This window comes from Devosia sp. (assembly GCF_028290435.1).
Classification (GTDB): Bacteria; Pseudomonadota; Alphaproteobacteria; order Rhizobiales; family Devosiaceae; genus Devosia.
The window spans coordinates 1-24,130 of sequence record NZ_JAQGJV010000046.1 but is presented as its reverse complement, the minus strand read 5'-3'; the positions used below and the strand labels follow the sequence as shown (position 1 = coordinate 24,130).

The following is a 24,130-nucleotide window of genomic DNA, read 5'->3' as shown; positions in this document are numbered from 1 at the left end:
CCGAGGCCATCGCGCATCCATAGGGGCAGGAAATAGAACATTGGGCGTGGGGTCTCGGGCTTAGGTTAGATGCGAAAACGCAAGGGGCGCGGAAGGTATTCCCCTCCCCCTTGAGGGGAGGGGTTAGGGGTGGGGGGAAGGTGTCGCGGGAGTGGCGTTGTCAGTAAGCTCCACTCCAGTTGAGGCTTCCCCCCACCCTAGCCCTCCCCTCAAGGGGGAGGGGACCGATCGTGGGTGTTCGGCGTCTTGATGGCCGAACCAAACTTACTTCTTGTAGAACGGGCCGGCGCCGTCGAACCACTTGGCGATCAGGGTGTCGACGGTGCCGTCGGCCTTGAGCGCGGTCAGGGCTTCGTTGATCTTGCCCTTGAGCTCGCCTTCGTCCTTGCGCAGAGCAGGGGCGACGCCGCCGCCGATTTCCACGGGCTCGCCGACGAATTCAACCTGGCCGGTGGCCACGATGGGTTCGAGATAGGCGCCATCGGCCAGGATGATGTCGAGATTGCCGGCAGCCAGGTCGGCCATGGCCTGGTCGGCGGTGCCGAAGGCGACGACGGTGTTGTCAGCGGCGAAATGCTCCTGGGCATAGGCCTCCTGGATGGTGCCGCCCTGGGCGCCGACGCGCTTGCCCTTGAGGGCCGCGAAATCGATGCCCGCCTTGGGGAGAGCGACGAAGCGCGACGGATCGACGGGCTTGTATTCATCGGCGAAATCGACGGTCTGCTTGCGCTCGTCGGTAACCGACATGCCGGCCATGATCACGTCATAGTTGCCCGCGACCAGGTTCGGAATGATCGAGTCCCACTCATTGGTGAGGATTTCGCAGGTAAAGCCAGCCTTGGCGCAGATAGCATTGGCCAGATCGATCTCGTAGCCGGCCGGCTTGCCGGCGTCGTCGAGGAAATTCCACGGCGCATAGGCGCCTTCGGTGGCGATGCGTACGGTTTCCTGGGCCTGGGCGGCGCCGGACAGGGCCAGAATGGCCGCTGCGGCGAGGAGGATCTTCTTCATTGTGTGTCTCCGTTGAATGATTTTTCTTGTGGTTGCCCGTTGATCGGGCTTGTCGCCAAAGCTGCTGCAGTGATCGCGTGGGCAAGTCACTCGTGGTTGGCAGCATTGAGGAACTGTTTGAGGCGCGGCGAGCGAGTGGCGCCAAACACCTGATCGGGGGTGCCTTCCTCTTCGATCAGGCCCTGATGCAGGAAAATGACCCGGTCGGATACCGAGCGGGCAAATTCCATGTCATGGGTGACCAGCACCATGGTGCGGCCTTCGTCGGCCAGGATCTTGATGACGCGCAGCACCTCGACTTCGAGTTCCGGATCGAGCGCGGAGGTTGGCTCGTCGAACAGCATGACGCGAGGATTGATGCAGAGAGCGCGGGCGATGGCGGCGCGCTGCTGCTGGCCGCCGGAGAGCTGGGCGGGATAGGAGGCGGCCTTTTCGCGAATGCCGACCTTGGCTAGCATGGCCAGAGCCTCGGCCTCCACTTCGGGGCGCGGGCGCTTCTGCACCACGAGTGGCGCTTCCATGACGTTTTCCAAGATGGTCATGTGAGCCCAAAGGTTGAACGACTGGAACACCATGCCAAGCTCGGAGCGGATGCGGTGTATCTGGCGCTCGTCGGCAATGCGCCGGTCATGGCCGGTGCCGCGCAGCCGGATTTCCTCGCCATCGATGGCGACGGTTCCCTGATCGGGCACTTCGAGCATGTTGATACAGCGCAGCAAAGTGGACTTGCCCGAACCGGACGAGCCGATCAGCGCGACGACTTCGCCTTCGTGGGCATCGAAAGAAATGCCCTTGAGCACTTCGAGGTCGCCGAAGGATTTGTGCAGGTCGCGGATGGACACGACATTGGGCTTGCTCGCCGTTTCAGGCGCAGATTGCGTCATATTCAAAAGTTCGCCTGTCGCCATTCCTGATGGGGATTGCTCATTTTTTCGGCTGGCAATCGTTCCCGCTCCAAGAAAAGCAAAAGCGGGGGAGATAGCAAGCACCAAATGCGTGATAGAGAGCCCAGGCTGTGAGTTGCGCTATGGATGAGCCATGTTCCTGATCGTCGCCAAAATTTTCTGGACCGTGGCGCAGCCGTTGGCGGCGGCGCTGTTGCTGGTCGTGGTGGGCTTGTTGCTATCGATCCGATTGCGCAAGTCGGGGGTCAGTATGGCGGTGCTCGGCGTGCTGGTGCTGGCGGTGTCGAGCTTTACCACAACCGGGGCCCTGCTGATCCGGCCGCTGGAAGAGCGGTTTGAGCGGCCGGCCTGGCCGCAGCATGTCGGCGCCATCATCATGCTGGGCGGGGCCTCGAACGGGCCGATCAGCGCGGCGCGGCAGATCAGCGAGTTCAATCTCGCGGGTGACCGCTTTGCCGAGACTCTCAAGCTGGCGCAGCTTTATCCCGAGGCCAAGATCGTCATCAGCGGCGGCATGGCGGTGTTGCAGGATGGCGGCGAGCCGGAGGCGGAGACGGCGCAGCGGTTTTTCCTTGGACTAGGCATTCCGCAGGATCGGCTGGTGCTGGAAAGCCAGTCTCGCAATACCGAGGAGAATGCGGAGTTCAGCAAGAGCCTGCTGGCGGGGATCGAGGGGCCAAAACTGTTGGTAACCTCGGCGTTCCACATGCCGCGCTCGATGGGGCTGTTCCGCAAGGCGGGGATCGAGGTTTTGCCCTGGCCGACCGATTATCGCAGCAGCGGGCTTGAGGGATTTGGCGTCGATGTCACCAATCCGGTGGATAATCTGATGACCACGACGACTGCAATTCGCGAGTGGATCGGGCTGGCGGTCTATCACTGGACGGGCAAGATCGACGAGATGTTTCCGGGGCCGTAGGTGATGGCGCCCTAAGGCTCGAACTGGTCCGAAGGTACAGCCAGCCGATAACTCACTTTATCATCGTCGATCTCGAAACTCGCGCTGCCGCCCACTGAGAGGGGCACGATGCGTTCGAGCACCATGGTGCCGAAGCGGGGTGCCTGGCGGACTTGCTGGGTATCGATGCCGGTTTCCTGCCATTCGATGATGAGCTGTTCGGGCAGGCCGGCGGCCTTTTGGATCTGCGCATTGACCCAGACATGGCCGGCTTGATCCTCCGCCAGCGCGCCGTGGATCACCGCATTGGCGGCCAGTTCGTGGATGGCCAGGCCAATATGCAGGCTGGCATTGGGGCCGAGCAGGGGATTGTCGCCGGTAATGCGGGTGTCCTTGAGCACGCCGGGGCTGACACGGGCGAGCTGGGACATGACCAGGGTCTGGAAATGCGTGCCGCGCCAATTGCTCTCGGTGACCAGGTCCTGCGTGCTGGAGAGGGCGTGGAGGCGCCCGCGGAACTTGTCGAGGAAGTCCTTGATATCGCCGCTGTGATGGGCGGTCTGCATGGCAACGGACTGTACGATGGCCAACAGGTTCTTGGAACGATGGCTGACTTCGCGCAGCAGCGTCGTCACCGCAATCTCGCGATTGCGCTCGTCTGTTATGTCGAACAGAGTGATGACCACGCCGGGAGCGTCGGGGCTGAAGCGAGCCTCGAAATGGCGTCGGCGCGTCGGCTCAGGCAGTTCGAAATCGATGATCTGTTCAAGGCCGGTGGCCATGCATTGCCGACGGGCGCTGGTGATGTGATCAGCCAGCAACGGCGGCAGGATTTCGGCATCGGTCTTGCCCAGGATATTGGCGGGCCAAGCTAGCGGCAGGTTTTCTGCCAGATCGTAGCGGCCCTCGGCATCCTGATGCAGGATGGCGATGCCGCGGGCGCGCAGCCCGATCGACAGGGCGCGGAGCTGGGTGGTGGTTGGATTATCGGCCAATAGCTGGGGCATGGTCCAGAACCTCGATAAAAACAGGCTGGACGCTGGCTAGAAAAGCGGCTCGCCCGGAGGCGACGCCGCTTGTGGCAGAAGACGTCAGGATATCTGCCCGCGCATGACTAAACTTAGACACGCCGGACAAAACCGATAATCAGCGAGATCACGAGGAAGGCCAGGAACAGGAAGAACAGGATTTGTGCGATACCGGCCGACGCCCCGGCAATGCCGCCAAATCCAAACACCCCGGCGATCAAAGCGATAACGAGAAAGACAAGCGCGTAGTACAGCATCTTGGTCTCCTACCGTACGGTACACGGCGGTCACTAGAACAACGGAAAGCCCGGACGGCGGTTCCGGGCAGCAATGAAAAAGGCCGGGGGAAACCCGGCCTTGTGCAAAAACGTGATCGGTAGCGTTTAAGCCGCAGCGCGCGAGCCTTCGTCGAAGAACAGCGCCTGGCTGATCAGCGCCTTGACCATGTCCGGGTTGAACGGCTTGGTGACGAGGAAGGTCGGCTCGGGGCGCTCGCCGGTCAGCAGCCGCTCGGGGAAGGCGGTGATGAAAATGACCGGTACCGAATGGTGATTGAGGATGTCGTTGACCGCGTCGATGCCCGAGCTGCCATCGGCGAGCTGGATATCGGCTAGGATCATGCGCGGTTGGGTCTGGTTGAACAGGTTGACGGCTTCCTTGTGGGTGCGGGCAACGCTCACCACCTTATGGCCGAGGCTTTCGACAAGCTGCTCGATATCCATGGCAATCAAGGGCTCGTCCTCGATAATCATGATCTCGGTCGCCACCTGGCGAGAGATTTCGACCGAAGCCTCATCGAGCAGGGCGGTGAATTCCTTGTCGGAAACCGACAGGATTTCAGCGGCTTGGGGATGGGTGAAGCCTTCGACGGCGACCAAGAGGAATGCCTGGCGCGGGCGCGCCGAAAGATTGGCCAGATTGGCTGCCGCGCGCTTTTCCCACGCGTAGGAGGAGGTGGGCTCGGGCACGCGCACGGCGGACGAGGAAAACAGGGCGGAAAACAGCTTATAGAGCGCGATGCGGTCATTGCTCGCTTCGGGGAAGAGCGAGATATCGGCGATCAGCGCTTCAAGAGTGGCGGCCACATAGGCATCGCCGGACGTTTGCGAGCCAGTGGTGGCCCGCGAAAACCGCCGCAAGTACGGCAGATGCGGAGCGATCCGCGTTGACAAAGTCATGTAAACTAACTCCCCAGTGACGCTATGCGAAACCGATCAACGAGAGGGCAGGGCGAAAGTTCCATAGTGGAGTGGAACTTTTTTGCGGCCGACGCATTTTCATTTTGAATGCGGGCAAATCAAAACACATCTGGCGGTTTAACGGTATGATAAAGGAAGACATTGTGTCCCAGCAGCGTACGCGGGTGCAGGCGGGGCGGGCTGACGACGGTCTGGGTCCAAATACGGATATCGGCTCGCGGCTTCGTGCCCTTTACGGCTCAGTTCAGGACGAGGGCGTTCCCGAGCAATTGCTCGACCTGCTCGAAAAACTCGATAGCGCAGAGCAGTCGCAAAAATCAAAAGACGCACCGCGTAGCAGGGAATAGCGCCATGACAGAGATGACGCGCGTCGAAAAAATCGCCGCAGAGCCGACCTCGTTCAAGCGCGAAATGCTGTCCACCTTGCCGAGCCTGCGCGCCTTCGCGGTGTCGCTGACCGGCAAGCACGACAAGGCCGATGATCTGGTGCAGGACACCGTGATGAAGGCCTGGGCCAAGCAGACCAGCTTCGAAATGGGCACCAATATCAAGGCCTGGCTGTTCACCATCCTGCGCAACGAATTCTATAGCCAGATGCGCAAGCGCGGGCGTGAAGTTCAGGACAGCGACGGTGCGTTCACAGAGCGGCTGTCGGTGCATCCGCCGCAATATGGTTCGATGGATTTGCAGGACTTCAAGAAGGCGCTTGGGCAGCTGCCCGACGACCAGCGCGAAGCCGTGATCCTGATCGGGGCTTCGGGGTTCTCCTATGAAGAAGCTGCCGAAATCTGCGATTGTGCCGTCGGCACGATGAAAAGCCGGGTGAGCCGGGCGCGCACGCGGTTGCAGGATATCCTCAAGGTCAGCGGCGAAGCCGATTACGGCCCCGATGCCGTCGCCACGCAGGTAACGACCCACAATCACTCATTCTGAGATCAGCTGGTGAGCGCCTGTTTCAAGGCGCTTGCCAGGTCTTCCTCCAGGAACGGCTTCATGACCACGGGCGCAGCGGGAAACTCGGAATGGCCGCGGCGCAGCGTGGTGTCGGCGGTCAGCAGGACCAGCTTGACACCGGCCTTGGCGAGCCCACGCAACAACGAAGCCGTGTCGTCATCATGGCGATGATGGACTTCCACCAGCGCGAAGCCAAAACTGGGCCAGCGGTCGATCGCGTCCATCACTTCGGCGGTGTTGCGAGCGAACACGGTGTGGGCTGCGCCGAAGGTCTCCAGACAGCGCTGGATGTCCAGCGCAATGAGGAATTCGCTCTCGACGATGAGGACCGTTTGGTCAGTGAGCATGAGAGATTCCGCACGCGTGTTGAATCGCTTCATGCGCCGCGTGGTCGCGGACTGTCATTTAAGTATGACATGACCGTAGGTTTTTGTACCGGCGGGGCCCAAGCGTGAGCATAGTGCTGCCCAGCCCCGGCCGGCGCGTGCCGTGCGAGCAATGCCCACTGCGCGCCACGCCGCATTTCCGGGCGTTCGAGCCGGCGGAACTGAAGTTCGTCTCTTCGTTCAAGGCTGGGGAATTGCAGGCCGAGACCGGCACCACGCTAATGTCCGAAGGGACGCATAGCGCCCACATGTATACGCTGCTGTCGGGCTGGGCATTCCGCTACAAGAGCCTACCGGACGGGCGGCGGCAAATTCTCAATTACATGTTGCCGGGCGATCTGCTGGGTTTGCAGGGTTCGGTCATCGGAGAGATGGATCATTCGGTCGAGGCGTTGTCGCCGGTGGTGCTTTGCGTATTCCAGCGCGACCGGCTGGACGAATTGTTCCGCAACCATCCGGGGCTTGGCTTCGACATCACCTGGCTGGCCTCTCGCGAGGAGCGCATGCTTGACGATCACCTGCTCAGCCTCGGCCGGCGCACGGCGATGGAGCGAGCGGCTTACCTGATCGCGTTCCTGCATCAGCGGGCGGCGGCGGTGGGGCTGGATGGCAGCAAACAGCTGCACATTCCGATCAGCCAACTGCATGTCGCCGATACGCTGGGGCTATCCATCGTTCACACCAACAAGACGCTGCGCAAGCTCGCGGATCGCAAGTTGATCCGCTGGCACGACCGCGCCTGCGAAGTACTGGACGTGGACGGGCTGATGGAGATCGCCGAATGGGACGGGCTGCCCGAGCGCAAGCGGCCGTTGATTTGAAACGCTGGCCTCAAAACGGCCATTGGCGAGGGCTAGAGGGCAATCATGCCAGGGCCACGAAACGACGGCAGAATTGACGCACAACGGGCGAAGCGCATGAGCACGACGACCAGTTTAGCACAGCCGGCGGCGAGGCCCGTTCGCAAGAGCGGGCAGCGCTTTGCCACGCTGGTCTCCTTGGCGCTGGTGGTGGTGGCGGGGCTGTCGGCGCTGTTCCTGGTGCAGGGCGTCGATAGCCAGATGGGTGACGTGCTGCGCAGCTATGAGGTTCGCAACCAGGCGCGCGAGTTGACCATTGCGCTGAGCGAGGCCGAGAGCAATCAGCGCGGCTACCTGCTGACCGGCAACGAAGATTACCTCGAACCCTATGAGCGGGCGTCGTCCACCATCGATACCCGCGTGGCGGCGCTGATCGAGGTCACCAAGGCCAACCCGGTGCAAAGCGAGCGGGTGAAGTCCATTGTCGGCCAGATCAATATCAAGGCCGCCGAAATGGCGCGCACGGTGGAACTGTATTCAACGCAGCGCCGGCAGCAGGCGCAGAACCTGACCGATAGCGGCCTCGGCGCCCGGATGATGGAGGAAGTGCGCGGCACCCTTGAGCAGTTCATCACCGAGGAAAACGCCAATTTGCTGCAGCGCAATGACGATATGGAAGGCTCGCGCCGCTGGCTGGTCGCGGCGATCCTGGCGGCGCTGGCCGGGGCGGCGATCCTGGGGGTATCCCTGCTGGGCCGGACCCGGCAGGACATCACCATATTGGCGCGTAACCAGAACGAATTGCGTAGCCAGAACGAAACGCTGGAAGCGCGGGTGCGCGAGCGCACCCAGGCGCTCGAAGAGGCCACGACCCATGCCGAGCGCGAGCGGGAGCGGGTCGAGGCGCTGTTGCAGGATACCAATCACCGCATCGGCAATTCGCTGGCGACGGTGTCGTCGCTGCTGGGACTGCAACTGATGCGCTCGAAATCGGGCGAGGTGCGCGAAGCGCTGGAAGCGGCGCGGGGACGCGTGCATGCCATCGCCTCCTCGCATCGCCGGCTACGGCTGGGGGGAGACCTCGAAACCACCGACGCGCACGAATTCCTCAACGCAGTGCTGGACGATCTCAAGAGCACCACCACCGACGCGGGCGCGATCGAGCTGGTGGGCGAGGTCGAGCCGATCGTCATCAACGCGCGCGACGCCACCACGATCGGCATCGTGGTGGGGGAACTGGTGACCAATGCCTATAAGCACGCCTTTCCGGGCGGGCGGCGGGGCCGGATCGTGGTCAAGCTGTTCCGCGACGGCACCGGCGTGCCCACATTGGCGGTGGAAGATGATGGACAGGGCCTGGCCGAGGGGATCGAGCCTGGCGATGGCGGGCTGGGCTCGGTGATCATCAAGCAACTGGCGCAACAGTTTGGCGGCGTACCGATTTACGAGCGCGGTGCAACGGGCGGCTTGACGGTGACGGTGCCACTGCCCAATCTCGAGGGCGCCGGCAAGACAGCTTCCGAGACGCCATCAGCCTGACCTGGAGACTTGCCCATTGCGTTTTGTAGCCATCCTCAACCGCGATGGCGGCACGCTCCGGACCATGGATCTCGATGCCTTCTGCGTGCAGGCCAAGGCGATTTTTGCGCAGCACGGGCACGAGCTGGATTGCCGCCTGGTCAAGGGCAAGCGGGTGGAAGCGGCATTGCGGGCGGCGGCGCAAATCGAGGGCATAGACGCCTTGCTGGCGGGTGGCGGGGACGGCACGATTTCGACGGCCGCGGCGATTTCCTTTGCGTCGGGCGTGCCGCTAGGCGTGTTGCCGGCGGGCACGATGAACCTGTTTGCGCGGGCGCTGGGCATGCCGCTGACGCTGCCCGAAGCGCTGGAGGCGATTGCCAGCGGCGAGATCGGTGCGGTGGACATTGCCAGCGCCAATGACCGGCCGTTCGTGCACCAGTTCGGTGTCGGCGTGCATGCGCGGCTGGTGCGCATTCGCGAAGGCATGACTTATGGCAGCCGTATCGGCAAAATGTTGGCGAGCCTGCGGGCGATCGGTGCCGCGGCGATCAATCCGCCCGAATTCAGCGCGGAAATCCACACCGAGAATGGCGTCGACACGCGCCGGGTGGCGGGTATCGCGGTCAGCAACAATCCGTTGGGCAGCGGGCGCGTTTTGCATGCGGACCGGCTCGACGGAGCGGTGCTCGGCGTTTATGTGGCGGCGCCATTGTCCACTCCGGCGCTGCTGAAACTGGCGGTCGATCTCTTTCTCGGCACCTGGCGGGCGAGCCCGGTGGTGTCGGAGGAGGAGGTGGCGGAGGTTACGCTGCACTTCCCCAATCGCAAGCGCGGCGCCATGGCGGTGATCGACGGGGAGCTGATCCGGCTCGACCGTTCGGTCACGCTCAAGGTGCATCCGCAGGCGCTCAAGGTGGTGCTGCCCCGGGCGGCAGAGATGGCTCAAAGTTCCGTTGTAACGAAATAATTCAAAATTTTTGCAACCTTGTCCGACATGCGGCGTTTGCGCGTGTGCCGATGGTGTTTTTGTGAGTCTCCAGCCGGGTGGGCGCGTTAGCTTCAGGACGACAAGTGATTGATCAGATAACCCCCCTTTCGGACGATGTCCAAAAGGTTGTGGATGACCCAGCGCGGCGCGATGTGCTTGCGGCGCTGGAAGTCATGGATTCCGAACCAGATCCGGATTTTGACCGTTTGACGCGCATTGCGGCGCGGCTGTTTGGAACCGAATTTGCCCAGGTGACCCTAATTGATGTCGATCGCCAGTGGTTCCGTTCCTGCTTCGGCGTCGATGGCCTGGCCGAGACGCCGACAGAGGTTTCATTCTGCGCCCACACTATCGCGGCGATAGATCGTGACCATCTGATCGTGCTCGACATGGCCCAGGATGAGCGCTTCAAGCACAATCCCTTTGTGGTCGGCTGGCCAAACGTGCGGTTTTATGCCGGAGCGCCGGTTACGGTGCGGGGGCAGCGCATCGGCACCCTCTGCGTCTTGGGCACCAGGCCGCGCGAGAGCGTCGACCCCGATTTGATTGCGCAATTGATCGACATGGCGGAAGTGGCGTCGACGTTGTTTTCGCTCAAGGACGAGGCGCGGGTGCGGGCGCGCACAGCGGCGGCGCTGATCAAGGAAGAATGGCGCCACGCGCTGACGCTGGAAGCCGGCAAGGTCGGCAGTTGGGTGTGGGATGTTCGCACCGGGGAAGTGTCGTGCAACGACACCTTCCGGCGCATGTATGAACTGCCCGAAGTCGGCTCGATCCATGTCGAGCAAATCCTGGATGCCCATGACGCACGCGACCGTCCGCTGGTGGAAGAAGCCATCGCCGCCAGCTTCGCCGACGGGCTGGACTATAATGCGGAAGCGCGGGTGGGAAAGAACGGCCGCTGGCTGACCATGCGTGGCCGGGTCTATCAACGCGATGCCGAGGGCCAGCCGCTCATCATGATGGGGGCGAGCCTGGATATTTCCGAGAGCAAGCAGAGCGCCGAACAGACGCGGCTGCTGCTGCGCGAGCTTAATCACCGGGTCAAGAATACGCTGGCGATGATCCAGTCAGTGGCACGCCAGACCATCAAGAAAAATCCCGACCCCAAGCAGTTCATCGAGGCATTTTCCGGCCGGCTGCGGACGATTTCGGACGCACATGTGCTGCTCGCCGATCGCGACTGGTCCGGTGTGCAGCTTTACGAAGTGCTGAGCTCGCAACTGGGCGCGGATTTCCTGCGCGAGCCCGACCGAGCCGAGGTGAATGGCGAGGACGTGACACTGCCGGCTGACCATGCGCTGGGGCTGGGGTTGATCCTGCATGAATTGACCACGAATGCGCACCGCTATGGCGCCTGGTCGGGCAGCAACGGCGTTGTCGCCATCTATTGGGAAGTGCTCAACGCGCCGGTGCGCGGGCTGTCGATGCATTGGCGCGAAACCGGCGGGCCACAGGTGGAGGCGCCGAGCGAAGCTGGCCTGGGCGTGCGGCTGATCGAGCGGAGCCTGGCCAAGGTGCTCGACAGCGAGGTCAAGCTGAGGTTTGAGCCGCAAGGTGTGGCGGCGGATATCTGGATACCACTGCCGTTATATGAGGGGTGAACCGCTTCACGCGCTGAGCTGGGCAGACACCCTCACCCGGCCACCTTCTCCCCGACGTGGAGAGGAACCTTGAGAGCGCATCGTCCTCCTATTGTTCTCCCCGTCGGGGAGAAGGTGGCGCGCAGCGTCGGATGAGGGTGCTTTAATTGAACGCGACCGCTCAATCGTCCGTCTTATCGTCCCGCGACTTGCCGATGAACATCGCGGCGGCGACGACTGCCGCTAGGGGCAGGCCGACATTGCGGATGAGAGGCGACTTCAGCAGCACGGGCAGGGCGGCCAGCGCGGCAGTAGTGACGAAGGCGCTGGTATCGCTGGAGCGGCGTTTTTCGGCGACGCGGCGTTTACGGGAATTTTCGGAAATCTGCATGCCGATCACGATCCCCGCCGTGATGACGAAGAACACGCCGGCAAAGATTAATGCCGCATAGATTGGGCCTAGCTGGGCCGCGAGCGCCAAAAACCCGGCGACCAGCAGGAAGACCAGCGTCAACAGCCCGAACAGGGCGATCACCGCATTGGCGATCGCCAGGGCTTTAAGACGATCGGTGATCTCCTCGACTTCAAAGCCGAGGAGTGCAGCGATGGGAACCAGCAGGTTCATGGCGATCAGCGGCGCGACAGCAAAGCGAGCACGAAGCCAATGCCGATGGCGCTGGCGACGGCAGTCAGGGGCTTTTCGCGGATGGTGTCCTTGAGCTGCTGCTCAAGCGCGCCGGCCTGGTCCTGCACGTCCTCGATGACGTTCTGGCCCTGGCGCTGCAAATGGCGGGCTTCGCTGGTGGCGACATCGCGCACTTCGGAAACCTTGGAATTGGTCAGCTTGGCGAGCGTGGAGGCAATGCCCTTGAGGTCAGCCTGCAACTGGGAAATCTGGTCCTCAAGCTGAGCTTCCTTGACGGAGCTGCGGGCCCGGTTGGCCGTGCGGCGAGCCGCGGCGGCGGGAGTGCGGTTGGGGGCGAGATCGGGTGTTGTGGACATTAGGACGCTCCATGAGTTGCGAGTTTAACGCTGCGAACAGCGGGGGGTTCCTTGGGCCGGCAAAAAGAGACGCCCCGATACGCTGGGGGAGCGCATCGAGGCGTCATGGGGCGGGCGGAAGGTGGGGCGACCTTGGCCCGCAGGGCACGATCTACCTTGCGGTAGAAGCCGGCCGAAGCCGGGTGCCCGTTTGTGGTTCGGCGTTAGATGCGTCCCATCAAGACGAGGATGAGGATCACAACCAGGACGACGCCGAGAATGCCGGAGGGGAAGTAACCGAAGCCGCGCGAATAGCCCCAATTGGGCAGTGCGCCGATCAACAGCAGGATCAGGATGATGATGAGAATGGTGCCTAAAGTCATTGGAACACTCCTTTACGGTTGACGCTAAGGTTCCGGACGCTGACGCTTACAGAACAAACAACATGAGGGCTGCGGCGGCGGCAAGAATGAACAGCGCGGGCGCCAGAGCCTTGAACACGTCGGCGTAATGGGTCTGCCCATCATAGCCTTCGGTGGACCAAACCATCGAGCTGCGACCGGCGTCTTCGATTGCCTTGATTTCCATATGGGTCATGTCGGCCTCCGCAACTCATCACCAGCCAAATATTGGGTGGGATTGTTTGAACTTTGGAGCGCGTTGTTGCGCTTGCCCAATGAACGGGCAATGCGCGATTTTGGTTCCATTACTAGTGTGTAAGGGATTATTCGACCCGGATGACGTCCACCGATTGGGTGGTTTCGTGGCCGCCATGGGTACGCAGCACGCCGACGATGGGCGAGATGTCGCCATAGTCGCGGCCATGGCCGATGCAGATATGATCGGGGCCGGCGATCATGGCATTGGTGGGATCGAACTCGATCCAGCCGGCATGCTGGCCGCACCAGACCCGGGCCCAGGCATGCATGGCATCGGCGCCTTCCAGCCGCGCCTTGCCGGGGGGCGGAATGGTGCGCAAAAATCCCGAGACGTAGCCTGCCGGAATGCCGACGCCGCGCAGACCGGCGATCATGATATGGGCGAAATCCTGGCACACGCCCTTGCGCAGCGCGAAGGCTTCGGCTGGCTTGGTGGCGACGTCGGTGGCCTTGGGATCGTAGGTAAAATCGCGATGGATGGCCATGCAGAGCGCCAGCGCGGCGGACTGTACGGAGGCGGCGCTGTCCACCACGTCGCGGGCATAGTCGGTGATGGCCGGCACGAGCTGCACGCGAGGGGAACTGGCGAGGAAATGATGGGGGCTATCGGGCGCCACCGACCAGAAGCGGGCGATTTCCGCGGCGAGACTGGGCAGGGTGGGCGACAGGTCGGCGGGGGGATGAATGTCCTCGACCTGGACGCGGGCGGAGAGCCGCACATCGAGCGTGTCGTGTGGTCCGTCATAGGCGATGGTGGTGACCGAATTGCCGAAGAAATCGGTGAAATGGCTTTTGCGATCTGGCCGTGGCTCGAACGATAGACCTGCGGCGACGACGCGCTGCACGCCCGGAATGCTGATCGGCGCGACCCGGATCAGGTGGCGGCCACCCTGGACGGTGGCGTCGTAATCGTAGTGCAGGTCGAGTTTGACATCGTAGAGCATGCCGGTCACACGAAATACGCCGCCGCCACGAGGCTGGACAGCATGCCGATATCGGCGGCCAGCTTTTCGAGGCGTTCGGGGGTCATGTCGGCGGGTTCGGCGATGACGAGGTCGGTGTGCAATTGCAACGCCGCCTTGGCGGCAGGGGAAAGCTGGCCGTCATCGACGCCGCCGGGCAGGATTTCGATCTGGGCGCGCAATTCGGTGAGCTGGAACAGCACCGAGCGCGGATTGAGCGGATCGAGGACCAAGAGGTCAACGGCGCTTTGCGTGCCGGCGCTCACCGAATAGCGGCGTCGGTGCGACATGACGCTGTCGCCGATTTCGAGCAGCATTTCGAGCGAGCCGTCAGGCGCGTCCTTCCCGGTCAGCCAGGCGGTGATGCGGGCGATCTGGATAGCGCGCTCCAGCCGGCGGCCCAGTTCGAGGAAGCGCCAGCCGGCGAAGCGGTACATGTTTTCATGCACGAGACCCGAGAAGCCCGCCAGCTTGCGCAGGATCACGGTCATGGCGCGGGTGGCATCATCGCCTGGCTGCACGCGGGCGGCGAAGCGCTGGGCGCTTTTTTGCAGGTCGGCGAGGGCGAGCCAGCCATCAGGCGAGAAGCGGTCGCGAATCTGGCTGGCGCTGTGCACGGCACTGTCGATGGAGGACAGCAGGCCCTGCGGCAGCGCATCAGTAGCGTCGACATCAATGGTTTCGAGAAATGCCCGCGCGTGGGTCAGGATCGGCAGATCGGACTTGGACAGTTCGGCCAGCCGTGCATTGTAGGCGCGCAGAATGCGCACCGTGGCCTCGCAGCGTTCGGCGTAACGGCCGAGCCAGATCAGGTTATCGGCGGCGCGGCTGGGCAGGCTGCCGGGGGAGTTGCGGACCAGCTTCTGGCCATCTTGCGGCAGCAGCGACACGCGCTCGACCGGCTTGGATGACAGCACCCAGACGTCGGCCGCATGACCGCCGCGCTGCATGGCGATGGCGGTGGTATCGGGCGACGAGCCGACGCGGGCGAAGCCGCCGGGCATGATGGTCCAGCCCTTGTCGGTGCGGGCGGCATAGACACGCAGCGTGATCGGTCGCGGCTGCAGCTTGCCCTCGACATAGACCGGGGCGGTAGAAAGCTGCACCTGTTCCTGGCCGACGTAATCGGCGCCATTGGCACGGATGCGCGCGATGAGGTCGGCCTTTTGTTCAGGCGTCATCGAGGAGCCCAAGGCGGTGCCGCGCGGATCGTCGAAGGGGAGCGTGGTGGCGAAGGCGGGGCCGATCATCAGCTTGTCGAAATTGTCGATGACGTAGTCGCGTTCGGCCGGCTGGCCGCACCACCAGGTGGCGATTTCCGGCAGGTCCAGCGGCTTGCTGGCAATGGCCTTGGACAGGCGCGGCAGGAAGGCGGCGAGCGCCCGGGTCTCGAGAATTCCCGTGCCCAAAGCGTTGATCATCGAGATCGAGCCCTGGCGCAGTGCCTCGACCATGCCGGGCGTGCCGATGCGGCTGTCATAGCGCAATTCGAGCGGGTCGGTGAACGAGGCATCGACGCGGCGCCACAGCACGCTGACCGGCTTGAGGCCGGCGACGGTGCGCACCATGACCTTGCCGTCTTCGACGGTGATGTCCTCGCCCTCGAGCAGCATCAGCCCGAGATAGCGGGCGATATAGGCGTGCTCGAAATAGGTTTCGTTGAGCTGGCCGGGGGTGAGAATGCCGACCCGCCCGCCATCGCGACGGCCTTGTTCGAACAACGTATCGCGGAAGGTGCGGAAGAAGCCGGCGAGGCGATGCACGTTCATATCGGCATAGATTTCGCTGAGCGCGCGCGTGGTGGCGACGCGGTTTTCGATGGCGAAACCGGCGCCGGACGGGGCTTGGGTGCGGTCGCCCAACACCCACCAATTGCCGTCGGGCCCGCGGCCGAGTTCAAAAGCGCAGAAGTGCAGGAAATGGCCGGAGGCGGGTTTGACGCCGACCAGGGGGCGGAGGAATTCGCCATTGCGGGCCACAAGGTCGGGCGGCAGCAGGCCGCGCTGCACCAGCGTGTTGTCGGTATAGATATCCGCGACGATCTGCTCGAGCAGTTCGGCGCGCTCGATCAGGCCATGGCTGATCCGGGTCCAGTCCGTCTCGTCGATCAGCAGCGGGATGTGCGCCAGCGGCCAGGAGCGTTCCTTGCCGGCGGCGCCATCATATTTGCGGTAGAACACGCCGGCATCGCGCAGATATTGATCGGCGCGCTCGAAGCGGGCAGCCAACTCTGTGGGGCCGAGATCGTCGAAGGCCGACATCAAAGCGGCCCAGCCCGGACGGATATTGCCGGCCGGGTCGATCATTTCGTCGGGTATGCCGGGCTGCAGCCGGTAATCAGCGATAATGCTGGGACCGGCCGGAGGCTTACCGCGCGGCTTTTGCTGTCGTGTTTCCATCGCGGTCAAATCATCTGGGCGGACGGCGCAGGTCAAGCGTCAGCGGGAATTCATCCGCAGGCTTTTCATCGTGCAGGACGAAACCGCCGCCGGTGTAGTTCTGCGGCACGAAGCGTGCGAGACGGCGGGCCTCGGCCTCATTGCCGTTGACAGGGAAGGTATCGTAACTGCGCCCGCCCGGATGGGCGACGTGATAGACGCAACCGCCGACCGGGCGTTGGCTCCATTTGTCGTAGATATCGAACACCAGCGGCGTGTTGACCGGCAGTTCCGGATGCATTCCGGAGGCGGGTTGCCACGCCTTATAGCGCACGCCGGCAATGGCGGTGCCGGCGGTGTCGGTCTGTCGCAGCGGCACCGGGCGCTGGTTGCAGGTGACGGCATAGCGCTCGGGGTTGATGCCTTCGAGTTTGACCTGCAGGCGTTCGACCGACGAGTCCACGAACCGGACGGTGCCGCCGATGGCGCCCTGTTCGCCCATGACGTGCCACGGCTCGAGCGCCTGGCGCAGTTCGAGGCGGACGCCCTCGTATTCGACCTCGCCGCAGAACGGGAAGCGGAATTCGAGCTGGGCGGCGAACCAGGCGGGATCGAGCTTGAAGCCGTGGCTGTCGAGATCGGCCAGGATATCGAGAAAGTCAGCCCAGACGTAATGCGGCAGCATGAAGCGATCATGCAGCGTGGTGCCCCAGCGCACGAAATTGCCGTCGATCGGGTCCGTCCAGTAGCGGGCGATGAGGGCGCGAACCAGTACCTGCTGGGCCAGCGCCATGCGGGCATTGGGGGGCATTTCGAAGCCGCGGAATTCGACGAGGCCGAGCCGGCCGGTGGGGCCATCGGGGGAATAGAGCTTGTCGATGCAGATTTCCGAGCGATGGGTATTGCCGGTGACATCGGCTAACAGGTTGCGGAACAGGCGATCGACCAGCCATGGCCGCGGCGCCGGCTGGCCGGAAGCAGGATGCGGCACCTGGGCGATGGCGATTTCGAGCTCGTAAAGGCTGTCGTGCCGGGCCTCGTCGAAACGCGGCGCCTGGCTGGTGGGGCCGATGAATAGGCCGGAGAACATGTAGCTCATCGCCGGATGACGCTGCCAATGCAGCACCAAGGACTTGAGCATGTCGGGGCGGCGGAGGAACGGGGAGTCGTTCGGCGTGGCGCCGCCGACCACGACATGGTTGCCGCCGCCGGTCCCGGTGTGACGCCCGTCGATCATGAACTTGTCGGCGCCGAGGCGCGACTGGCGCGCCTCCTCATAGATCGCCGTGGTCGTGGCGACGCAATCGTCCCAGTTCGAGGCCGGGTGGATATTGACCTCGATCACGCCCGGATCGGGGGCGACGCGAATGACGTTGAGGCGCGGATCGTGCGGCGGCGCATAGCCTTCCAGATGCACCGGGAAGCCTACCGCTTTGGCCGCGGCCTCGGTGGCAGCGACGAGTTCGAGATAGTCCTCGAGCTTCTCCACCGGGGGCAGGAAGACGCAGATGCGGTGATCGCGCACTTCGGCGGTGACCGCCGTGCGGACCTGACCTTCGATCTCGCTGATTTCCTGCTCGGTGCGATCCTGCTGCTCGGTGGCGGCGGTGAACGACGAGGTGGTCTGCGTGCGTGGATCGACGGCCAGCCCGCCGGTATTGCGGCGTAGGATTTCGTCGGGTTCGGGCAGGGTGCCGCGCGCCTCGCCGGGATCCTGCTGCACGACATGCGGGTAATCGGTGGGTTTGAGATGCTTGAGCGAACTCAGCGGCAGGCGGTAGCCGGCCGGGGAGTCGCCAGGCGCCAGGAACAGCTTGCCGCGCCGCGTTTTCCACTTTTCGGTCAGCCACGGGCTCGACGCCTGTGCGTTCCAGCGCTGCACCGGCAGTACGTAGCCGGTGGGGTTGGTCAGTCCGCGCTCGAACACTTTTGCGATGCGCGAACGCGCCTCGGGATCGGCCAATTCGGAATTGGCCGGATCGACATTGGCCGGGAGGTTGGCTTCCTTGAGCAGCCACTCGCCCGGGTCCTCATAGGCCTCGTCGATGGTCTCGCCGGTCAAGCCCAGATTGTGCGCGAAGGCGTCGAGGAACTTCTTGGCATCCTCGTGGGTCGCTTCGGTCTTGACGCCTTCGCGGGCGACGAGAGCCTCGTCTTTCCACACCGGCTTGCCATCGACGCGCCAATAGAGCGAGAAGGTCCAGCGCGGCAGGGTTTCGCCGGGATACCATTTGCCCTGGCCGTAATGCAGCAGGCCGGTGGGGGCAAAGCGGGTACGCAGGCGGCGGATCAGGTCATCGGCCAGCGCGCGCTTGGTGGGGCCGACGGCGCCGGTGTTCCACTCGTCGGCTTCGAAATCGTCGATGGAGACGAAGGTCGGCTCGCCGCCCATGGTGAGGCGGACGTCGTTTTCTTCGAGCACCTTGTCGACCTGATGGCCAAGCGCGTTGAGTTCATCCCAGGCGGCATCGGAGAAGGGCTTGGTGATGCGCGGATGCTCGGCGACGCGGGTGACGGTCATGTCGAAGGCGAAATCGACTTCAGCGTAACTAGCGAAACCCGAAATCGGGGCGGCGTTCCTGTAATGCGGGGTGGCGGCGAGCGGGACGTGGCTTTCGCCTGTGAGGAGCCCCGAGGTGGGATCGAGGCCGACCCAGCCGGCGCCGGGGAGGTAGACTTCGCACCAGGCGTGCAGGTCGGTGAAATCGTGATCGGTGCCGGCGGGGCCATCGAGCGAGACCAGATCGGGCTTGAGCTGGATCAGGTAGCCGGAGACGAAGCGGGCGGCGAGGCCGAGATTGCGCAAAGCCTGCACCAGCAGCCAGCTCGAATCGCGGCAGGAGCCGCGCGCATTGCCCAGCGTTTCCTCGGGCGTCCAGACGCCGGTTTCCATGCGCACGATATAGGCGATGTGCTGCTGGATCGAGGCATTGATGGCGGTAACGAAGTTCACCGTGTTCATCGGCGTCTTGTCGATGCCATTGAGGAATTGCTGCAGCAGCGGGCCGACCGGTTCGGGCTGCATATAGATGGACAGATCGGCGCGGATATCCTCGGGATACTGGAACGGCCAGATTTCGGCGCTCTCTTCCACGAAGAAATCGAAGGGATTGTAGACCGTCATGTCGGCGACGAGATCGACTTCGATCTTGAGCTCGGTGACCGGCTCGGGAAAGACGAAGCGCGTCAGGAAATTGCCATAGGGGTCCTGCTGCACATTGACGAAGTGATTGCTCGGCGAGACCCGGAGGGAATAGCTCAGAACCTTGGTCTTGCTGTGCGGGGCGGGCTGGAGCCGGATGATCTGCGGCTGCAGGACGACCGGGCGATCATATTTGTAATGCGTCAGATGATAGACGGCGGCTTTGATCGACATGCGTTCGCGTCGCTCGCTTCAAGTGCCACGAAATTTGACTTCCCGGTCAAACCTTAGCGCGTGTTGGCCGACAGGGATAGGCGGGATGAATGGTGAGGTGGGTTGCGTCAGCTCATCGCATCGATGATTTGGCGCTGGCGCAGCATTTCGAGGAAAATGGCGTAGTCCTTGTCGAAGCGGGGGCGGGCGGAGGGGTCGGGATTCCGCTCGGTGCCGCCCTGGTGCATGGCCATACAGGCCTGGTCGAGGCTGGGATAAAGCCCGGCGGCGGTGGCGGCGACCATGGCCATGCCGAGCAGTGTCGCGTCTTGGGCGGCGGGCTCGACCACGGTGCAGCCGGTGGCGTCGGCATAGAGCTCCATCAGCAGCGGGTTCTTGGTGTGGCCGCCGGTGACGTGCAGCGTGTCGATGGCGTAGCCACGCGTGTTGAGGGTTTCGAGGATGTGACGGACGCCGAGGGCGATGGCGACGGCGGTGCGCCAATAAAGACGGCAGAGCGAGTCAAAATCGCTGTCCAGCGTCAGGCCGGAAATGACGCCCAGCGCATGCGGATCGCCGAGCGGCGAGCGATTACCGTGGAAATCGGGCAGGACGTGGAGGCGGAGGGCGAAGTTTTGCCCCTCGATCGCGCGCAGTTCCATGATGCGCGCGGCGATACGGCGATGCATGGCCGGGACAGGTTCGCCGCCGGCACCATGCCATTTGATGATGTGATCGAGCAGCGCGCCGGTGGCCGATTGGCCCCCCTCGTTGAGCCAGACGCCGGGCAGGACGGCGCCGAAATATGGCCCCCACACGCCAGGCGTTGGGCGGTCCTCAGCCGAAAGCGCCATGACGCAGCTTGAGGTGCCGGCGATCAAGGCGAGGTGGCGGTCGATGGTATCGACGTCGCCGGCGAAGGTGCCGAGTACGCCTAAGGCTCCGGCATGCGCATCGATCAGGCCGGCGCCGACATGGCAGGCGGTGGTGAGGCCGAGTTGGGCGGCAGCATCGGCGGTCAGCGGACCGAGATCGGCGCCAACTTCGCTGGCGGCTTCGGGCAGGGCGGCGTGCTCGAACAGGTCCTCGAGGCCGACAGTGGCGAGGAAATCGCGGCGCCAGGGGGCGGCGACGTGGCCGAGATAGGTCCATTTGCACACCAGCGTCGATTGGCTGCGGGCGAGCGAGCCGGTGGCTTTCCAGGAGAGGAAATCGGCGAGGTCGAAGATTTGCCCGGCGCGCGCCCAGGTATCTGGCATATGGCGCTTGAGCCACATCAGCTTGGGCACTTCCATTTCCGGGGACATGACGCCGCCGGCATATTTGAGCACTTCATGGCCGGTGGCGGTGCATTCCTCCGCTTCGGCGAGAGCGCGGTGGTCGAGCCAGACAATGGTGTCCCAGCGGGCAAGGCCATTGGTCGAAACGGTCAGCGGCGCGCCATTGGCGTCACGGACGACGAGCGAGCAGGTGGCGTCGAAACTGAGGCCGACGACATCGGCGGGATCGGCCTTGGCCAGCGCTATTGCCTCGCGCACTGCGGCGCAGACGGCGGACCAGATATCCTCGCTATCGTGCTCGGCATGATTCGCATCGGTGCGGTTCATGGCGATGGGCATTTCGGCGCGGCCGAGCAGCGCGCCTTGGGGCGTCAACACTCCGGCTCGGGCACTCCCCGTGCCCACATCCACTGCCACCAGGAGGCTTTGCTTCAACGCTATCGCGCCTTCTTCTCGGTTCGCAGCGAGCTTAGCCGATCGGGCAGGGCATGCATATCGTCGAAAATCGCGTCGGGGCGGAGGGCGGCGATGGCCGCGCGCAATCCGGCCGGGGCGACATGGCTGCCGCCGGTATAGCCGAACACCGCCATGCCGGCATTGCGGGCGGCCATGATGCCGGCGGGGCTGTCTTCGATGACGAGGCAATTGGCAGGGGCGACGCCCATCTGGCGGGCGGCGTGGAGGAACAGGTCGGGCGCCGGCTTGCCGTTTTCCACCATGCTGGCGGAGAAAATATTGGACTCGAACCAGGGGAGGAGCCCCGTCAGCTCGAGGCTGAGGCGGATGCGTTCGAGTTCGGACGAGGAGGCGACGCAGAACGGGATTTTGAGCTTGCCGAGGATTGCGGGCAGACCGGGGTTGGGGCGGAGTTCGCGGCGATAGAGCGCGTAAAGATCGCCGCGCATGCTGGCGAGGGCGGCGGGGCCGAGCGGGGCGCCGTGGGAATCGAGCAGGCTGGTGGAGATCGAGGCGAGCGAGCGGCCAAGGAAATCGCGATAGGCGGTTTCGGTGCTGATGGTGATGCCCTGGGCGGCGATGGCGGCGACGAGCACGCGCATGGCGAGCGGTTCGCTATCGACCAGCACGCCGTCGCAGTCGAAGATGATGAGGTCGATGGTCATGGAACGCGGAACGCATTCCCCTCCCCCTTGAGGGGAGGGGTTAGGGGTGGGGGGAGCGTTCTGCAGGAGTGGAGGAGGTCGGCGCCACTCTTGCTGATGCTTTCCCCCACCCTAGCCCTCCCCTCAAGGGGGAGGGGACGGATCGAGCTTGCGGTCGAGGCAGTGCCAGTCACAAGGAATTGGCCAGATAGCGTTCCAGCGTCGCGTTGGTCCCAACCGACCACAGCGTCGTCAGCGCATGGTCGAACGCCGCGACAAAGGTCGCGTTCCCTGCCAACTCACCGTAAATGTCCGTCATGGCCAGCCAGGCCTTAGGGTCGGCTTTCGCCAGCTTGGCTTGCGCGGTCAGGCGGTCCCAGCTTGGATCGTTCGGTTCGATCACGACGCCTGTATCGGTCGTGCCATAGCAATAGCGGCACCACAGCGCCGACACCAAAGCCAGGCCGGTGACTGATTGGCCTGCCGCAACGCGATCCGCTGCCGACGGGATGATGAATTTGGGTTGGCGGTTGGAGCCGTCGAGCGCCAGGCGGCGGACGGTGTCGCCGATCTTGGGATTGCCGAAGCGGCGTTCGCAAAGAGCGAAGTAGTCGTTCAGATTTGTATCGGGCACCGGCGGCACGACGGGGATGATTTCGTCGTTTTCGACCTTCTTGAGGAAGGCGGCGACGAGGGTGTTTTCCATCGCCTCGTGGACGAAATGGATATCCATCAGGCCGGCCGGATAGGCGATGGTGGCGTGGCCGCCATTGAGGATGCGGATTTTCATGTGCTCGTAGGGCGCCACGTCGGCGACGAACTGCACGCCGACTTTTTCCAGCGCCGGGCGGCCGGCGGGGAATTTGTCTTCCAGCACCCATTGGCGGAAGCTTTCGCAGAAAACCGGCCAGTTGTCCTCGATGCCGAAATTCTGCGCGAGGAGGTCGCGTTCGCGGTCCGAGGTGGCGGGGGTGATGCGGTCCACCATGCCGTTGGGGAAGGCGACGTTGTCCTTGACCCAGGAGGCGAGCTCGGGATCGAGCAGGCGGGCCAGCCCGATCACGGCGTTTTCGGTGACGTGGCCATTGCCCGGGATATTGTCGCAACTCATCACGGTAAAGGGTTCGATGCCCGCGGAGCGCCGGGCGAGCAGGCCGGCGAGGATGAGGCCGAACGCGGTCTTGGGCGCATGGCTATGGGCGGCGTCATAGGCGATGTCGGGATGCTTGGGGTCGAACTTCTGGCTCGCCGGGTCGATGTAATAGCCGCCCTCGGTGATGGTCAGCGAGACGATGCGGATGGCGGGGTCGCTCAATTTGGCAATCACCGCAGCGCTATCGCCGGGCTGGAGATAATCGATCATGCCGCCGGTGACGCGGGCGGTGCTGTGTTCGGCTTCCTGCTCGACCACGGTGGTGAGCAGGTCCTGCGCCAGCAGTTTCTGCCGCATGGCCTCGTCGGCCTCGCGCACGCCGGCACCGACGAGGGCCCAGTCATGGTCGCTGCCGGTGGCGAACAGGTCGTCCAGATAGACGGCCTGATGGGCGCGGTGAAAATTGCCGACGCCGAAATGGACGATGCCGGCGGTCAGGCTGCTCCGGTCGTATTGCGGGACTGAGGCCGTTTTTGAGACGGCGTCGAGCGTGGCGGCGGAGAGCTTGGTGGTCATATTTTTAGTCCTTAGTCTGACCCTTAAAGGGCTTTGCCGTCCGGCCCGAACTTGTAGATGCGGGTCGGCTCGGGCGTCAGGTAGACGTCGTCGCCGTGCTTGTAGGTATCCTCGCCCCCGGTGCGGACGGTGAACAGGCCAAAGTTGTCGACATTGACGTGCAGGAACGTGTCGGAGCCGAGCAGTTCGGCAACGGCCACCGTGCCCTTCCATGCGCCGGGTGTCGGCGTGCGGCTGAGGGCGAAATGTTCCGGGCGCACGCCAATGGAATGGGCCTGGTGCTTGGCGGCTTCGGCGCCTTCGACGAAGTTCATCTTGGGTGAGCCGATGAAGCCGGCGACAAAGGGGTTGGCGGGCTTGTTGTAGAGATCGAGCGGGCTGCCGAACTGTTCGACATTGCCGGCATTGAGCACCACGATGCGGTCGGCCATGGTCATGGCTTCGACCTGGTCGTGGGTGACGTAGATCATCGT

24 protein-coding genes are annotated in these 24,130 nt (G+C 63.6%); 7 read left to right on the top strand and 17 right to left on the bottom strand.

All coding sequences use genetic code 11. From position 1 onward, the window contains the following. Positions 1-264: 264 nt before the first annotated feature. Complete coding sequence (locus tag JWP26_RS11370) at positions 265-1,011, bottom strand: transporter substrate-binding domain-containing protein (RefSeq protein ID WP_299727332.1); 747 nt, start codon at positions 1,009-1,011, stop codon at positions 265-267. Positions 1,012-1,097: 86 nt separating this feature from the next. Then, positions 1,098-1,895, bottom strand: coding sequence for an amino acid ABC transporter ATP-binding protein (locus JWP26_RS11365; RefSeq protein ID WP_299727330.1), 798 nt, complete (start codon positions 1,893-1,895; stop codon positions 1,098-1,100). Positions 1,896-2,049: 154 nt separating this feature from the next. Here JWP26_RS11365 and JWP26_RS11360 point away from each other — a divergent pair, with 154 nt between their 5' ends. Next, entirely contained in the window at positions 2,050-2,835 is a 786-nt protein-coding gene (locus JWP26_RS11360) for a YdcF family protein (protein ID WP_299727328.1), read from the top strand. An 11-nt stretch (positions 2,836-2,846) separates the two neighbouring features. On the opposite strand, the gene JWP26_RS11355 is transcribed toward JWP26_RS11360, so the two are convergent. The 3 genes from JWP26_RS11355 to JWP26_RS11345 form a co-directional block, all read right to left on the bottom strand. After that, positions 2,847-3,821: a sensor histidine kinase gene (locus tag JWP26_RS11355; protein ID WP_299727326.1), complete on the bottom strand. Its 975-nt coding sequence runs from the start codon at positions 3,819-3,821 to the stop codon at positions 2,847-2,849. A 113-nt stretch (positions 3,822-3,934) separates the two neighbouring features. Then, positions 3,935-4,099 (bottom strand): DUF1328 domain-containing protein, encoded by a 165-nt coding sequence (locus JWP26_RS11350; RefSeq protein ID WP_299727324.1) that lies wholly within the window; start codon positions 4,097-4,099, stop codon positions 3,935-3,937. A gap of 126 nt (positions 4,100-4,225) precedes the next feature. Continuing rightward, on the bottom strand, positions 4,226-5,020 hold the full coding sequence (locus JWP26_RS11345) for a response regulator (protein ID WP_299727322.1): 795 nt from the start codon (positions 5,018-5,020) through the stop codon (positions 4,226-4,228). Between the two features lie 146 nt (positions 5,021-5,166). Here JWP26_RS11345 and JWP26_RS11340 point away from each other — a divergent pair, with 146 nt between their 5' ends. Then, a complete protein-coding gene (locus JWP26_RS11340) occupies positions 5,167-5,388 on the top strand; it encodes a NepR family anti-sigma factor (protein ID WP_299727320.1) in 222 nt (73 codons plus the stop codon). A 13-nt stretch (positions 5,389-5,401) separates the two neighbouring features. Next, on the top strand, positions 5,402-5,974 hold the full coding sequence (locus JWP26_RS11335; protein ID WP_299727334.1) for an RNA polymerase sigma factor: 573 nt from the start codon (positions 5,402-5,404) through the stop codon (positions 5,972-5,974). Positions 5,975-5,976: 2 nt separating this feature from the next. On the opposite strand, the gene JWP26_RS11330 is transcribed toward JWP26_RS11335, so the two are convergent. Continuing rightward, a complete protein-coding gene (locus JWP26_RS11330) occupies positions 5,977-6,342 on the bottom strand; it encodes a hypothetical protein (RefSeq protein ID WP_299727318.1) in 366 nt (121 codons plus the stop codon). A gap of 104 nt (positions 6,343-6,446) precedes the next feature. Here JWP26_RS11330 and JWP26_RS11325 point away from each other — a divergent pair, with 104 nt between their 5' ends. The 4 genes from JWP26_RS11325 (at position 6,447) to JWP26_RS11310 (ending at position 11,294) form a co-directional block, all read left to right on the top strand. Beyond that, positions 6,447-7,202 carry a Crp/Fnr family transcriptional regulator gene (locus tag JWP26_RS11325; RefSeq protein WP_299727316.1) on the top strand — a complete coding sequence of 252 codons (756 nt, stop codon included), beginning with the start codon at positions 6,447-6,449 and terminating at the stop codon, positions 7,200-7,202. Positions 7,203-7,298: 96 nt separating this feature from the next. Beyond that, a complete protein-coding gene (locus JWP26_RS11320; protein WP_299727314.1) occupies positions 7,299-8,720 on the top strand; it encodes a CHASE3 domain-containing protein in 1,422 nt (473 codons plus the stop codon). A 16-nt stretch (positions 8,721-8,736) separates the two neighbouring features. Further along, entirely contained in the window at positions 8,737-9,669 is a 933-nt protein-coding gene (locus JWP26_RS11315; RefSeq protein ID WP_299727312.1) for a diacylglycerol kinase family protein, read from the top strand. Between the two features lie 104 nt (positions 9,670-9,773). Further along, positions 9,774-11,294 carry an HWE histidine kinase domain-containing protein gene (locus JWP26_RS11310; RefSeq protein ID WP_299727310.1) on the top strand — a complete coding sequence of 507 codons (1,521 nt, stop codon included), beginning with the start codon at positions 9,774-9,776 and terminating at the stop codon, positions 11,292-11,294. A 160-nt stretch (positions 11,295-11,454) separates the two neighbouring features. Here JWP26_RS11310 and JWP26_RS11305 read toward each other — a convergent pair whose 3' ends face one another. The 11 genes from JWP26_RS11305 to JWP26_RS11255 all read right to left on the bottom strand — a co-directional run. Then, positions 11,455-11,898 (bottom strand): phage holin family protein, encoded by a 444-nt coding sequence (locus JWP26_RS11305; RefSeq protein ID WP_299727308.1) that lies wholly within the window; start codon positions 11,896-11,898, stop codon positions 11,455-11,457. A 5-nt stretch (positions 11,899-11,903) separates the two neighbouring features. Next, positions 11,904-12,275 (bottom strand): DNA gyrase subunit B, encoded by a 372-nt coding sequence (locus tag JWP26_RS11300; protein ID WP_299727306.1) that lies wholly within the window; start codon positions 12,273-12,275, stop codon positions 11,904-11,906. 203 nt (positions 12,276-12,478) lie between these two features. After that, positions 12,479-12,637, bottom strand: a complete 159-nt coding sequence (locus tag JWP26_RS11295; RefSeq protein ID WP_082092705.1) for a DUF3309 family protein — start codon at positions 12,635-12,637, stop codon at positions 12,479-12,481. 46 nt (positions 12,638-12,683) lie between these two features. Beyond that, positions 12,684-12,851, bottom strand: a complete 168-nt coding sequence (locus JWP26_RS11290; RefSeq protein ID WP_299727298.1) for a hypothetical protein — start codon at positions 12,849-12,851, stop codon at positions 12,684-12,686. Positions 12,852-12,978: 127 nt separating this feature from the next. After that, a complete protein-coding gene (locus tag JWP26_RS11285; RefSeq protein WP_299727296.1) occupies positions 12,979-13,857 on the bottom strand; it encodes a transglutaminase family protein in 879 nt (292 codons plus the stop codon). A 5-nt stretch (positions 13,858-13,862) separates the two neighbouring features. Further along, the gene (locus JWP26_RS11280) at positions 13,863-16,274 is read right to left on the bottom strand and encodes a circularly permuted type 2 ATP-grasp protein (protein WP_299727294.1); all 2,412 of its coding nucleotides are present in this window, start codon (positions 16,272-16,274) and stop codon (positions 13,863-13,865) included. Positions 16,275-16,284: 10 nt separating this feature from the next. Next, positions 16,285-19,629 carry a DUF2126 domain-containing protein gene (locus tag JWP26_RS11275; protein ID WP_299727291.1) on the bottom strand — a complete coding sequence of 1,115 codons (3,345 nt, stop codon included), beginning with the start codon at positions 19,627-19,629 and terminating at the stop codon, positions 16,285-16,287. 107 nt (positions 19,630-19,736) lie between these two features. Continuing rightward, positions 19,737-21,323, bottom strand: a complete 1,587-nt coding sequence (locus JWP26_RS11270) for an FGGY-family carbohydrate kinase (protein ID WP_299727288.1) — start codon at positions 21,321-21,323, stop codon at positions 19,737-19,739. Between the two features lie 2 nt (positions 21,324-21,325). Beyond that, the gene (locus JWP26_RS11265) at positions 21,326-22,009 is read right to left on the bottom strand and encodes an HAD family hydrolase (protein WP_299727285.1); all 684 of its coding nucleotides are present in this window, start codon (positions 22,007-22,009) and stop codon (positions 21,326-21,328) included. A 169-nt stretch (positions 22,010-22,178) separates the two neighbouring features. Then, the gene (locus JWP26_RS11260) at positions 22,179-23,657 is read right to left on the bottom strand and encodes a mannitol dehydrogenase family protein (protein WP_299727282.1); all 1,479 of its coding nucleotides are present in this window, start codon (positions 23,655-23,657) and stop codon (positions 22,179-22,181) included. A 23-nt stretch (positions 23,658-23,680) separates the two neighbouring features. Further along, positions 23,681-24,130: ABC transporter ATP-binding protein (locus JWP26_RS11255; RefSeq protein ID WP_299727279.1), on the bottom strand; the 450-nt coding region annotated here is incomplete at its 5' end.

What these genes read in the sequence shown, in the direction of transcription:
- JWP26_RS11370 (WP_299727332.1), bottom strand. Translation starts at nt 1,011, where the DNA reads ATGAAGAAGATCCTCCTCGCCGCAGCGGCCATTCTGGCCCTGTCCGGC.
- JWP26_RS11365 (WP_299727330.1), bottom strand. Translation starts at nt 1,895, where the DNA reads ATGACGCAATCTGCGCCTGAAACGGCGAGCAAGCCCAATGTCGTGTCC.
- JWP26_RS11360 (WP_299727328.1), top strand. Translation starts at nt 2,050, where the DNA reads ATGTTCCTGATCGTCGCCAAAATTTTCTGGACCGTGGCGCAGCCGTTG.
- JWP26_RS11355 (WP_299727326.1), bottom strand. Translation starts at nt 3,821, where the DNA reads ATGCCCCAGCTATTGGCCGATAATCCAACCACCACCCAGCTCCGCGCC.
- JWP26_RS11350 (WP_299727324.1), bottom strand. Translation starts at nt 4,099, where the DNA reads ATGCTGTACTACGCGCTTGTCTTTCTCGTTATCGCTTTGATCGCCGGG.
- JWP26_RS11345 (WP_299727322.1), bottom strand. Translation starts at nt 5,020, where the DNA reads ATGACTTTGTCAACGCGGATCGCTCCGCATCTGCCGTACTTGCGGCGG.
- JWP26_RS11340 (WP_299727320.1), top strand. Translation starts at nt 5,167, where the DNA reads ATGATAAAGGAAGACATTGTGTCCCAGCAGCGTACGCGGGTGCAGGCG.
- JWP26_RS11335 (WP_299727334.1), top strand. Translation starts at nt 5,402, where the DNA reads ATGACGCGCGTCGAAAAAATCGCCGCAGAGCCGACCTCGTTCAAGCGC.
- JWP26_RS11330 (WP_299727318.1), bottom strand. Translation starts at nt 6,342, where the DNA reads ATGCTCACTGACCAAACGGTCCTCATCGTCGAGAGCGAATTCCTCATT.
- JWP26_RS11320 (WP_299727314.1), top strand. Translation starts at nt 7,299, where the DNA reads ATGAGCACGACGACCAGTTTAGCACAGCCGGCGGCGAGGCCCGTTCGC.
- JWP26_RS11305 (WP_299727308.1), bottom strand. Translation starts at nt 11,898, where the DNA reads ATGAACCTGCTGGTTCCCATCGCTGCACTCCTCGGCTTTGAAGTCGAG.
- JWP26_RS11300 (WP_299727306.1), bottom strand. Translation starts at nt 12,275, where the DNA reads ATGTCCACAACACCCGATCTCGCCCCCAACCGCACTCCCGCCGCCGCG.
- JWP26_RS11295 (WP_082092705.1), bottom strand. Translation starts at nt 12,637, where the DNA reads ATGACTTTAGGCACCATTCTCATCATCATCCTGATCCTGCTGTTGATC.
- JWP26_RS11290 (WP_299727298.1), bottom strand. Translation starts at nt 12,851, where the DNA reads ATGACCCATATGGAAATCAAGGCAATCGAAGACGCCGGTCGCAGCTCG.
- JWP26_RS11285 (WP_299727296.1), bottom strand. Translation starts at nt 13,857, where the DNA reads ATGCTCTACGATGTCAAACTCGACCTGCACTACGATTACGACGCCACC.
- JWP26_RS11280 (WP_299727294.1), bottom strand. Translation starts at nt 16,274, where the DNA reads ATGGAAACACGACAGCAAAAGCCGCGCGGTAAGCCTCCGGCCGGTCCC.
- JWP26_RS11275 (WP_299727291.1), bottom strand. Translation starts at nt 19,629, where the DNA reads ATGTCGATCAAAGCCGCCGTCTATCATCTGACGCATTACAAATATGAT.
- JWP26_RS11265 (WP_299727285.1), bottom strand. Translation starts at nt 22,009, where the DNA reads ATGACCATCGACCTCATCATCTTCGACTGCGACGGCGTGCTGGTCGAT.
- JWP26_RS11260 (WP_299727282.1), bottom strand. Translation starts at nt 23,657, where the DNA reads ATGACCACCAAGCTCTCCGCCGCCACGCTCGACGCCGTCTCAAAAACG.